Below are 11698 nucleotides of genomic sequence, written 5' to 3'. Positions count from 1 at the left end.
GAAAGCACTTAATGTGCTTTCCGTCTTGCGCAGGACTGTAGAGCAACAAACTTAACCGCCCCGCCCGGCGGGCGAGCTGCGGAAACTCGGTCGGTCCAGAGCAATATCGGCGGAACGGAATTCTGGCTGAGGATCTGTTCGCGACAAAGACTCGATAGGCAGCCCCCCCTCTATGCCCTCCCATAAGTTGCGGTGAAATAGGGACTGAATTATGGGTTGAATCGTTTAAACAGTCCCTATTTCACCGCAACTTATTTGGGGATGAAAAAGGCGGAGGCCCTGGAGAGGGACTCCGCCTTATATACAGGGGGCGATGTTATTCGCGTACCGTGAAATTAGACCAGACGGGCGTTGATCGTTTTGGCGATCTCGACGGCGTCGGTGGAACCCTTGACGGTGCCACGGAAGTCCTCGTCCATGAGCGCCTCGGCGACCTTGGACAGGATCTTGAGGTGCGTGGTGCCAGCCTGTGCACCAGGGATGAGCAGAGCGATGGCCACGTTGACAGGAGCGCCGTCCATGGTATCCCAACCGGTCACGCCGGACTCGTCCTTAACGACGATGACGGCAGCCTCGGTAATGGCGTCGGACTTGGCATGCGGGATGGCGAAGCCCTCCATCATGCCCGTCGTGCCCTCGGCCTCGCGGGCCAGGAAGGCGTTCATCACGGCGTCGGCGTCGCTGGCGATACCGGCCTTGACAGCCTGGTTGGAAACGAAGCTCAGAGCCTCGTCACGAGAAGCGAAGTCCTCGGCGACAAAGACGTTCTCGACCTTCACGAAGTCGGCAGCCTCGGCCTTGGGGGCCTCGACGGCAGCGGCCTTGGGGGCCTCGACCGGCTGAGCAGCGGCGGCGGGAGCTGCCTTCTGGTTCTTCTCGAAGTCGTACTTCTTGAAGGCCACGAACAGGATGCCACCGACCACAGCGCCGATGAGGATCGCGAGGACCCACAGCGGACCATTCTCGACAACGGGCAGGACCAGGAAGCCACCATGAGGCGCCGGATCGTGAACGTTGAACATAATGGTCAGGATCGAGGCGATAGAGGAACCGAGCATCATGATGGGCATGACGGGCCAGATGTTCTTGGTCATGAACGGAATGGCGCCCTCGGTGATGTGGGTGCAACCAAGGATGAGGTTGACGATACCGGCGTCGTGATCCTCCTGGCTGAAGTACTTCTTGCCGACAACGACGGCGAAGGTGGTGATCAGCGGCGGAACGATGCAAGCTGCGGAGACGGCAGCCATGAAGTTGGTGCCGAAGTTGTAGGTGTCGGTGCCGACACCGGCGGCCAGGGCCTCGGTGAGCATAGCGGTACCGGTGACGTAAGCAGCCTTGTTGACCGGGCCGCCCATGTCAACGGCGCACATGCAGCCGATGGCAAGGCCCAGGACAATGGCGCCAGAGGCAGACAGACCCTTGAGGAAGTCCATCATGGCGGTGTTGATGGCAGCCATGGGGCCGGAGATGCCGAGCATGACCAGGCCGACGATGGCAGTCGAGAACAGCGGGTACAGGAAGATAGCCTTGAGGCCGTCCAGATTCTTGGGCAGCTTGGAGAAGACCTTCTCGAGCAGCAAGATGACATAGCCAGCGAGGAAACCGCCGACGATGCCGCCCAGGAAGCCGAAGCCCACGCCGGCGCCGCCGGCGTCGATCATGCCGGTCTCGGCGTTAACGGGCAGGCCCTGGATGGCGATCATACCGGCAACAAAACCGGGGACGAGCGCCGGGCGCTTGCCGATGGACTCGGCGATGTAGGCGGAAAGCACGGGAACCATGAGGTTCATGGCGATGCCGCCGATGATCTTGAGCATAGCGGCAAAGCTGTTGTAGTCAGACGCCGTCGAATCGAAGGACGTGATGCCCCACAGGAACGAGACGGCGGTCAGGACACCACCAGCGACGACGAAGACCAGCATGTGGCTGACGCCGTTCATGAGGTGCTTGTAGATGATGTGGCCGATGGACTCCTTCTCCTCGACCTCATCCTCGACATCGGCAGCAGCCGCAACCGAGTCGTCACCCTTGGCGGCGAGCGCGCGGTCGATCAGCTTACCGGCGGCCTCGACGGACAGGGCTTTGGAAACACCAACGGAAACCATGCGCTTGCCGGCGAAACGCTCCGCCTGGACATCCTTATCGGCCGCGACGACGACGGCCTTGGCACCAGCGATCTCGCTCTTGGTGAGTTCGTTCTCGACACCGACCTGGCCATGGGTCTCGACCTTAATAGTCAGACCTCGCTCGGCAGCTGCCTTCTCCAGCGCCTCCTTCGCCATGAAGGTGTGCGCAATGCCGGTCGGGCAACCGGTGGCGGCGATGATGTCAAACTTAGCCATGTGTCCCTCCTTTTTAAGTTTTGCGCCCGCAGGCGCTCCCCTACACGCGCGTCCTTGCGCGCTTTTCCACAACTGAAAGATACCAACCTACCGTCCGCGTGAGAAGAGACAAGGCGCAATTCTCCGGTGAAAGGTTCTTTCATAACCGTAAACGGTAGGTGAAAGTTTACCATCAACGCTTGAAACGGCAAGGTGTATCTTGTAATTGAAAATGCCCGTATACTATGGCATTGCAAATCAAGTTCGATTTTCACGCCAATCAGGAGCCATCCATGACCGATAGCAGCAAGAGCGCGCTCTCCCTCATTAGCACCCATAAGGGATACAGCGAATCCGAGCAGCGCATTGTCGACTATATTCTGGAGCACCAGTCCGAGGCGCCGCGCCTGACGGCCGCCCAGCTCTCACGAGCCGCTGCGACCTCCGAGGCGACCGTTTCGCGCTTTTGCCGCAAGCTGGGCTTTGGCAGCTTCCGCAGTTTCCAGTTTTCACTGGCGCGCGACTTGGAAAGCCAGCGTAACGAGGGACTGACCGACGAGGTCTCGCTCGACAACATGGAGCAGAGCCTTAAGAACATCCTGGCTGCCAAGGTGAGCGAGCTCAATGCGACCATCGACGGCATTGATCACGATACACTGGCTGCCGTTGTACATGCGCTCAAGAATGCCGGCGTTATTGAGTTTGCGGCCGTAGGCAACACCAACGCCGTTGCGCTCGATGCGACCTTTAAGTTTTCGCAGCTCGGTCTTCGCTGCATGGCAAGCACCATCAGCGAGACCGCAATCGGTTTTGCCCTGACCCTGAAGCCCGGCGACGTCATCGTGCTGATCTCGAACTCCGGTAAGTCGCGGCGCCTCAACCGTATGGCCAAGGCCGCGCGCGAGGCTAGCGCCACCGTGGTCGTCATCAGCGGCGACAACAAATCCCCGCTTGCGCGCCTGGCCGACTACGCCTTTAATACCGTGAACCACGAGGCACTGCTTACCACGGGCGACTTTGCATTCTCCAAGATCAGCGCAACGATGATCATCGAGGTCATTTACAACTTCCTGCTGCCCGAAATCGAGGATGCCCGCGAACACATCAGCTACTACGAGGAGCTCATCCAGCCGGATAAGGTCGTTGAGTAAAACGCGTAGTGGGACAAAAAATTCAGTCTATTTTGTCCCACCAACACCGCTGATACGACCTAACCTCGAGCTTCTTCGAGCATCTGCTTGGCGTGGGCCAAGCTTGCCTCGGACTGATCGCCGCTCAACATGCGGGCAATCTCGGCGATACGCGCTTCACCGGTTACCTCGTCCAAATGCGTCTGGGGAACATCGCCCGGTTCCTTGCTGACAACATAATGCTTGTCAGCCATGACGGCGACCTGCGCCAAGTGGGTTACGACAATCAACTGATGCGTAGCAGCGAGATCTGCCAGCACGCCCGCGAGGGCACGCGCCGTCGAGCCGCCGACACCGGCATCGACCTCGTCGAACACAAGCGTATCGACGCCGTCCGCGTTACCGAGGACAACCTTGCTCGCCAGCATGACGCGGCTGAGCTCGCCACCCGAGGCGATGCGACGCAAGGGACGCGGCGTCAGACCAGCGCCGCTGCGGTATAGCAGCTCATAGCTCGAAGGACCTGCAGGTGTCCACTCGGCGCGGGGCTGATCGCGCGACTCCCACACGAGCTCGGCGCCACCCATCTCCAAGCGAGCCATCTGACGGCCGACCTCGTGGCAAAAGCGCGGGGCCGCCGTATTGCGTGCGCGTTTAAGCGCCTTGGCAGCTGCAAACAAGTCGCGCTCGGCGCTCCCGAGTGCCTCACGTGCCTTTTTAATCTGCTCATCACCATCATCGACCAGGGACAGCAGCTCTTGCGAGCGATCGCGCATGGCAAAGACATCGTCCATGGTGGGACCCCACTGGCGCAGCAGGCCCTTGAGGTCGGAATACCGCTCACGCATGCGAGCGAGCTCGCGCGGGTCGAAGGCGACGCCATCGCGATAGGAACGAAGCTCGTTCGCGCAATCCTCAAGGGAGATACAGGCATCCGAAAGCGCATCGGCAATGTCACCCAGTTTGCGATCGACGGTAGCCATACGGGAAAGCTCTGCCACGGCGCTGTTCACGGCATCGAGCGCTCCCCCTTCGGCGGCAAGCGATGCATGGGCATCGTTAGCCGTGGCAACCAGTACCTCGGCATGTTCGGAGCGCGGCAGCAGTTCCTCGAGTTCCTCATACTCGCCCGGCTTGGGGTCGACCTCGCCGATGCGCTCGAGGGCAAAGCGCGCCTCCTCGACGCGGCTCCCCTGCGCACGCGAGGCCTCTTCGACACGTCGAACCTCCTTGGCGGCAGCACGCGATGCCTTAAAGCAGGCGCGGTACGCATCCAGCGCCTCGAGTGCCGGGCGCCCTGCCCAGGCATCGACCATGGCAACATGATGCGCCGGGTCGAGGAGGCGCTGGTGCTCGTGCTGGCCGCACAGATCCATCATCACGCCAACGCGCTCCGAAAGCTCGCGCACACTGGCGATGCGGCCGTCAATCTTCACGCGGCTGCGGCCCTCGGCAGAAAGGCTGCGCTGGACCGTGAAGCCTTCCGTGTCGTGCGGCCCGTCGAAGAGTCGCGCCTCGACGCTCGCCAGCGCCTCGCCCTCGCGCACCGTCGACGAATCCGCACGCTCGCCCAAAATAAGCTTGAGGGCCGAGAGCAGTGCGGTCTTGCCGGCGCCGGTCTCGCCGGTCAGGACAGTCAGGCCGGCACTCGGCACCAGCGTCGCCTCGCGAATGAGTGCAATGTTAGAAACCTGCAGCTCATCGATCATGACGCACTCCGTAGAACACACGGCTCACCGAGTTATAGAAGCTCTCGGGGCCGTAATCCAGCAGCAGCACATCGCCGGGACCGCGACGCACAGCCACGCTCTCGACCGTGCCATCGCAGGTAATAAACTGTCCATCGATGGCGATCGCCGGCACGCTCGGGCGATCATCGGACATAAAGATTTCGACGACATCACTCGGCGAAGTCAAGAAGGCACGGGCCTGAATGGTGTGCGGCGCAATGGGTACGCAGACCATGCCCGTATAGTCGGGGCTCACGATGGGGCCGCCGGCACTGAGTGCGTAACCCGTAGAACCAGTCGCCGTGGACACGACCACGCCGTCGCCACGCAGTCGATCGATATGGTGGCCCGACACCGTGATGTCGAACTCGACCATATCGGACAGCGGACCGCGGGTAAGCGCCATGTCGTTGAGGGCGAAGGTGCGCACGACATCCTTCGTACCGTCTTCGCGCACGGACACGATATCCGCAGCGATGGTGGCGCGACGGCTCACGTGCAGCTCGCCGGAAAGGGCGTCGCTCACGACCTTAAGAATGTCGCGCTCCTCGGGGCTCGCAGCAGTTAAAAAGCCCAGGTGACCATAGGAAAGACCGAGGATAGGAATCTCGCGATGGTTGAGGATGCGGGCAGCGCGCAGCAGCGTGCCGTCGCCGCCGAGCGTAATGACCAGATCGGAGCCGTCAATATCAGGCGTACTTTGAATCTTCGATCGCTGGTCGGCAGCCCATGCGACCTCATAGCCCTGGCGCGTCAGCCAAAGCTCGAGCATCAGGCCGCTCTCGACCGCCTCTTGCTTGTAGTAATTGGGAACCAGAAAGACCTTCATAGCGTTGCAGCTTTCTCGCTCAAAACCGATACCTGGGATTGCAGCTCATCGTCGGCACGTTCACCGGGGGCAAATCTCGTGCCGTACAGGAAAAACTCAACGTTGCCCTTGGCACCATGAATGGGCGACACGCACACATCGACCGGGAACAGCCCCTTGGAGGCAAAGAGTTCAACTGCCGCAACGAGTGTATCGCGGCGCACGGCGGGATCGGTCACAATGCCGCCCTCGCCCACCAGCGCCGCCGGAGCCTCAAACTGCGGCTTTACGAGCGTGCAGAATGCACCCGTAGGCGCCAGGCACGCCAGCACCGCATCGATAATGTTCGCGATGCTGGTAAACGAGACATCACACACAGCCAGGTCGATGGCGCCGGCATAGCCAAGCTCAGGCAGCTGCGTCACGTTTGTGCGCTCATGCAGCGTCACGCGATCGTCCTGACGCAGCGACCAATCGAACTGGGCGCGACCCACGTCCACCGAGACAACGGTCGCAGCTCCGCGCTTGAGCAGGCAATCGGTAAAGCCGCCGGTAGAGCAGCCCACATCCAGACAGGCAAGGCCCGTCGGATTGATGCCAAACGCATCAAGCGCGCCTTCGAGCTTAAGACCGCCGCGGCCAACATAGGGAATGCGCCCCTTCACGTGCAGCGGCAGGCCCGGGGTCACCTTAAGGCCCGGCGAAGTCAAGCGCTCGCCGCCACTCGAGACCAAGCCGGCCATAAGAGTGCGAAGGGCATCCGCGCGATCGGCGCAGATGCCCTGTGAAATCAGTTCGTCATCAAGACGCACACGTTTCATGAATGCCATCAACCATTCGTATCCGGAGATGTGGCCTAGCTATCCTGGGATTCGTTTGCCGCATCCTCATCGTATTCCTGCTCGAGCTTGTCGGCCTCACGCGGCGTCAACTCAAACTTGTCGACCATATCGACCGCGCGGGAGCCCAGCTCAATCGCTTCGTCAAACAGATCGAGCGAACGCTCCAAGGAGGTATCCTTGGAGCGAACGGTAGCGATGATCTGATCCAGACGGTCCGAGATCTCGTCAAAGTTGCGGACAGAACCCTCTGGCATGGCTACTCCTCGACGGAGTCGGCCTCGACGGCCTCAGCAGCGTCCGCGCCCTCGGCCAGCACGCCAGCCTCGGCCTGAGCAGCTGCAACCTTTGCGGCAGCCTCGGCAGCCTGCGCCTCCTCGCGAGCGCGATCTTCGGCCAGCAGCTCCTGGTACAGGTCCTCGCCCGGCAGCTCCTCACTGCGAGCGATCTTGCCCAGCACGCCGTTGACGAACGACGCGGACTGGTCGGTGCCATAGGCCTTGGCAAGCTCGACAGCCTCGTTGATCACGATGGCGTCCGAGACCTCCTCGTCGGTGAGGAAACGCATCTCGTAAACGGCGATACGCAGCAGATTGCGGTCGGCGCCGGGCATGCGCATAAGATCCCAGTTCTTGGCAACGGATCGCAGAGCGCAGTCGATGCGGTCGATATGCTCGTAGGCACCGCGGCACAGCTCCAACGCATAGGGGTCGAGGGGACCCTTCGAGATCAGGAAATCACCCTCGAGGACGCGCTCGAGCGGGCTGTCCGTGGCCTCGGCCTGGAACAGCAGCTGCAGCGCCTGACTGCGGGCAAGCGTACGCCCGCGATAAACCTTAAGGCTCAAAGGTTACTCCTTGGGGAAAACGAGGCCGTCGATGCAAACGTCAACACGCTCAACCTCGACGCCCACCTGGGCATCGATGGCGGCGACCACGGCGGCGCGAACGGCCTCGGCGAGTTTCTTGAACGGATAGCCAAAGAACACCACGACACGCACGGTGAGTGCGAGCTTGTCGCCGACGACCTCGGCCTCGACCGCCGGCTCGGAAGCCGGGGCCTTGGACGAGAGCATCATGGAGACAAGGTTGGTGGCAAGGTCCTTGACGCCAACGGAGGCGATGCCCTCGACATCGGACACGGCGCGCGAGACGATGGCGGTCAGAACATCGGGCGAAATGCCGATGCCGTCAATTTTGATTTCCTGGGGCATGAATCCTCCTAGAAGATTTGGTTGCTAGACGCGGGAGACGAACTTGCCGTCGCGGGTGTCAACCTTGATGACCTCGCCCTCGTTGAGGTACATGGGGACCTGGATGACAGCGCCGGTGTCGATCGTGGCCGGCTTGGTGGAACCCTGGACGGTGTCGCCCTTAAAGCCCGGGTCGGTTTGGACAATGGTGGTCTCGATGAACATCGGCGGGGTCACGCCCATGAGCTCATCGTCGGCGAAGAGCAGCTGGCAAACGTCGTTCTCGCGCAGCCACTTGGAGTTCTCGCCCACCATGTCCTCGGGAACGGGAACCTGCTCATAGGACTCGTTGTCCATGAAGATGTAGTCGGTGCCATCGTTGTAGAGATACTGGAACTCACGGGTGGTAAGCATGACGCTCTCGAACTTGGTGCCGGCGTTGCAGGTGTTCTCGACGACGCGGCCGCTCTTGATGTCGCGGGTCTTGTAGCGCACAAACGCGCCGCCCTTGCCCGGCTTGACATGCTGGAACTCAACGATGGTGTAGACCTTGTCCTTGATGCGGAGACCGAGGCCGTTCTTGAAGTCGGCGGTAGAAATGGTAGGCATAGCGACCTTTCTTGTTATGGGCAGAACGCACAAGCGTCCAAATTACATACGACAGAAATTATACACTTGCAGACGGCGCCTGCGGCGAGCGCATAAAAAGAGAACGCGGGGCGTCCGAATCGATCCGAACGCCCCGCCCCAAACTGTCTACCGAAGTAGACTAGCAGTCGATAACGTGCAGGTCGTGCGGGGTCTTGGTGAAGGGCTCGTAGCCGTTCTCGGTGACCACGCCGTAGTCCTCAAGGCGCACGCCGCCCACGCCGGGCAGGTAGACGCCGGGCTCCATGGTGATAACCGAGCCGACCTCGATGATATTCTTGCTGCGGTTGAAGTTGGGCAGCTCGTGGATGTCGATGCCCACGCCGTGGCCCAGACCATGGTTGTAGTAATCGCCATAGCCGGCATCGCCGATGATCTTCTTGGAAAGCTTGAAAATGTCGTTGCCCTCAACGCCCGGATGGATGGCAGCGACGCACTCCTCATGCGTGCGGCGCACGAGCGCATACAGGTCGAGCTGCTCCTGCGTGGGCTCGCCCATCACGACGGTGCGCGTCATATCGGAACGATAATCGCAGTAGCCCGCGCCGTAATCCATAAGAACGAAATCGCCCTTCTCGATCACACGGTCGCTCGGCACGGCATGCGGGTTGGCGGTGTTGGGACCGCTCGCTACGATGGAGCCGAAGGCAAGGCTGTCAGCGCCGTTGGCGAACATAAAGTTCTCGAGCTCGTTGCGAACCTGCTTCTCGGTCATACCGGGCTTAATAAAGCCGAGCATGTGCTGGAAGGCGGCGTCAGTGATCGACTGTGCATGGCGCATGAGCTCGATCTCCTCGGCATCCTTGATGGCGCGCATCTTACGGATGTCGTCGTGCATCAGTGGCAACATGCAGGCGACGGAGCGGTCCTCCAGACCACGCTGAATGCCCTGGTAGAAGTTGATCTGCATGTCGTCCTCGACAGCGCAGACGCGGCACTTGTTGGCCGCGATCTTGCCGGCGACCCAACCGGGGATGGTGCCCTCATCCATGTCGTAAACCCAGGGGCTGCCGGCGGGCGTGTTCTCCTCAAAGCTGTTGAGGTAGCGCGAGTCGGTGTGGAACAGGCACTGGTCGGCCGTAATAAACGCAGCGTGCGGGAACTCGAAGGTGTAGTCGAAGACGCCCTTAACGCCCGTAAGCCAACGAAGGTTGGCCTCGTCGCGCACCACGATGGCGTCGTAGCCACGCTCGGCCATCAGGGCACGGACACGTTCGATACGACCGGCAGGACCGGCAGCAAACTCAGACATGCAGATTCCTTTCTTGCTGTCTCTATAAAGACGGGACGGGTCTCAACCGAACGACGGAATCGCATGCGATCCGCAACCGATTGAAAACCCGCCCCTCAACATGATACGAAAGACGATGGATGTCAATAAATCTTAGAGAAGTTCTTTGCGAGAAGCCAAGTAGGCGTGAGCATGGCGCTCAAGAACCTCGTCCTCAACGTTCGTTAGGCGAATGGCGCCGAGTGCCGCGGGCAGCGGCAACATGCTGCGGTTCGAGCGTGCAAACTGCTGCTTGCGGAACTCCTCGATATATGCGGCAGGCTCCAGATTGAAGGCAAGTTCCTCGATACCAAAGTCCTCCAAGCAGTCATCGACCTCAAAGACGTAATCGATATCGAAGTCGCAGGCGTCGTGGGCAAGGCGCGCCTCAAAGCGCATGCCCTCGGACAACAGCTGATAGGCAGGGACCTGCGAAGCGGCATCGCCCAAGCAGGCGCGCAGGGTACGCGCCCCCGTCTTGCCAAAATCGAGCGCATGGCGAGCACTCGGGTTCGTGGCCATCAGTACGTCCTTGCGGGCAGTCTGAGACCATTGAACGGCATTGACAAGCGCGACCTCCTCGCCCGCGAGAATCTCGGGAACGGTCTCAGTAAACTGATTCCAGCGGGACTTGCTGCTCGAAAGCATGGTGCCCACGAGCACCGCATAGCCAAGCTTAAGGTCCTCGGGGCTGGCCTCGCGAATAAGGTCGAGGTTGCACACGACCAACCCGGGCTCGGGACGAAACGCGATGGCGGGAAGCGCATCCGCCGACGAGGCGACGAGCGGCTTCATGGTCGTCGCGACCGTGAGCATGGCATCTAAGGTTGTCGGCAGCAGCGCGCACTCGGTTCGGCCACACCACTGGTTGGCGCACCAACTAACAACCGAGCAGGTTGCGGCATCGCCAACGGCGACAACTAGATCGTCGCAGGTAATGGCGTTGGCAGACAGGGCGCCAAAGATAGCATCAGCATCAGCCAGCGTGGCACCAGCAGGCGAAACCTCGAGGACTAGCGGCGACACGGCAAAACCGGCGTCGACCAGCGCATGCTCGACGACCTCACCAAAACGCTCGGATGTGACGTCGTTCAAAACGACCATCGCGCGCTTAGGCTTGCCAACGGCCGAGGCAAACATGCGCGACAGCTCATCGAACGCGCCCAATCCGACACGGACATCGACGCTGCGGTTTTGGAAATTGATCAGTTGACGGCGAATCATAGCAGCCCACGCTCCAAAAGCATCTCGGCACAAAGGTAGGAAACGTCCTCGAAGGACTTGTTGCGAATATCAAGGGTAAGGTCGGCGGCCTGGCGATACAGCGGACGGCGATGCTCAAACAGGCGCGCGGCATGCTCGGGCGAACGGAAATCGGGGCGCGTGTCGGACCGACGAATCTGGCGAATCGAATCCTCGAAGTCGCCCTCGAGGTACACGCACGTACCCATTTCGTGCATCAGCTCAATATTCACCGGCGTTTCGACGATACCGCCCCCGCACGAAACCAACAGGCTGCGCTCGCTTTGGAGCGAACGGAGCGCCGAGGTCTCGAGCTCGCGAAAACGATCCTCGCCCTCGGTCTCAAAAATCTCGGTTACCGACTTGCCGCAACGACGCACGACGAGGCGGTCGGTATCGATAAAACGCCGCTTAAACATGGTGCCGACGTTGCGCGCGAGCGTCGATTTGCCCGCGCCCAAAAAGCCGATAAAGAAGATATGGTCGCAGCCGTGTTTGGTGTGCTGGGGCATGAC

At 60.8% G+C, this 11698-nt stretch carries 12 protein-coding genes; 1 reads left to right on the top strand and 11 read right to left on the bottom strand.

Annotation, left to right across the window (positions count from 1 at the left end; genetic code table 11):
- Positions 1 to 335: 335 nt before the first annotated feature.
- On the bottom strand, positions 336 to 2345 hold the full coding sequence (locus AB5Z14_RS05920; protein WP_368130685.1) for a fructose-specific PTS transporter subunit EIIC: 2010 nt from the start codon (positions 2343 to 2345) through the stop codon (positions 336 to 338).
- A gap of 272 nt (positions 2346 to 2617) precedes the next feature.
- On the opposite strand from AB5Z14_RS05920, the gene AB5Z14_RS05915 reads away from it, so the two are divergent.
- Positions 2618 to 3475, top strand: coding sequence for a MurR/RpiR family transcriptional regulator (locus AB5Z14_RS05915; protein WP_368130684.1), 858 nt, complete (start codon positions 2618 to 2620; stop codon positions 3473 to 3475).
- Positions 3476 to 3534: 59 nt separating this feature from the next.
- On the opposite strand, the gene AB5Z14_RS05910 is transcribed toward AB5Z14_RS05915, so the two are convergent.
- The 10 genes from AB5Z14_RS05910 to AB5Z14_RS05865 all read right to left on the bottom strand — a co-directional run bounded on the left by AB5Z14_RS05910 (position 3535) and on the right by AB5Z14_RS05865 (position 11695).
- Positions 3535 to 5163, bottom strand: a complete 1629-nt coding sequence (locus tag AB5Z14_RS05910) for a DNA repair protein RecN (protein ID WP_368130682.1) — start codon at positions 5161 to 5163, stop codon at positions 3535 to 3537.
- On the bottom strand, positions 5153 to 6013 hold the full coding sequence (locus AB5Z14_RS05905) for an NAD(+)/NADH kinase (RefSeq protein WP_271748241.1): 861 nt from the start codon (positions 6011 to 6013) through the stop codon (positions 5153 to 5155). The genes AB5Z14_RS05910 and AB5Z14_RS05905 overlap by 11 nt, the downstream gene beginning before the upstream one ends.
- Positions 6010 to 6813 carry a TlyA family RNA methyltransferase gene (locus tag AB5Z14_RS05900; protein ID WP_342996308.1) on the bottom strand — a complete coding sequence of 268 codons (804 nt, stop codon included), beginning with the start codon at positions 6811 to 6813 and terminating at the stop codon, positions 6010 to 6012. The genes AB5Z14_RS05905 and AB5Z14_RS05900 overlap by 4 nt, the downstream gene beginning before the upstream one ends.
- Before the next feature lie 35 nt (positions 6814 to 6848).
- On the bottom strand, positions 6849 to 7088 hold the full coding sequence (locus AB5Z14_RS05895) for an exodeoxyribonuclease VII small subunit (protein WP_006233978.1): 240 nt from the start codon (positions 7086 to 7088) through the stop codon (positions 6849 to 6851).
- A gap of 2 nt (positions 7089 to 7090) precedes the next feature.
- Positions 7091 to 7678, bottom strand: coding sequence for a transcription antitermination factor NusB (gene nusB, locus AB5Z14_RS05890; protein ID WP_117769619.1), 588 nt, complete (start codon positions 7676 to 7678; stop codon positions 7091 to 7093).
- A gap of 3 nt (positions 7679 to 7681) precedes the next feature.
- Positions 7682 to 8044, bottom strand: coding sequence for an Asp23/Gls24 family envelope stress response protein (locus AB5Z14_RS05885; protein ID WP_006233982.1), 363 nt, complete (start codon positions 8042 to 8044; stop codon positions 7682 to 7684).
- A gap of 24 nt (positions 8045 to 8068) precedes the next feature.
- Complete coding sequence (gene efp, locus AB5Z14_RS05880) at positions 8069 to 8632, bottom strand: elongation factor P (protein ID WP_117799248.1); 564 nt, start codon at positions 8630 to 8632, stop codon at positions 8069 to 8071.
- Positions 8633 to 8792: 160 nt separating this feature from the next.
- Complete coding sequence (locus tag AB5Z14_RS05875) at positions 8793 to 9923, bottom strand: M24 family metallopeptidase (protein ID WP_117806185.1); 1131 nt, start codon at positions 9921 to 9923, stop codon at positions 8793 to 8795.
- A 132-nt stretch (positions 9924 to 10055) separates the two neighbouring features.
- Positions 10056 to 11165, bottom strand: a complete 1110-nt coding sequence (locus tag AB5Z14_RS05870) for a hypothetical protein (RefSeq protein WP_368130681.1) — start codon at positions 11163 to 11165, stop codon at positions 10056 to 10058.
- Positions 11162 to 11695: a shikimate kinase gene (locus AB5Z14_RS05865; RefSeq protein ID WP_368130679.1), complete on the bottom strand. Its 534-nt coding sequence runs from the start codon at positions 11693 to 11695 to the stop codon at positions 11162 to 11164. The genes AB5Z14_RS05870 and AB5Z14_RS05865 overlap by 4 nt, the downstream gene beginning before the upstream one ends.
- Positions 11696 to 11698: the final 3 nt, after the last annotated feature.

Source organism: Collinsella aerofaciens, from assembly GCF_040910265.1.
Classification (GTDB): Bacteria; Actinomycetota; Coriobacteriia; order Coriobacteriales; family Coriobacteriaceae; genus Collinsella; species Collinsella aerofaciens_BK.
This window is presented reverse-complemented; position numbering and strand designations above follow the sequence as displayed.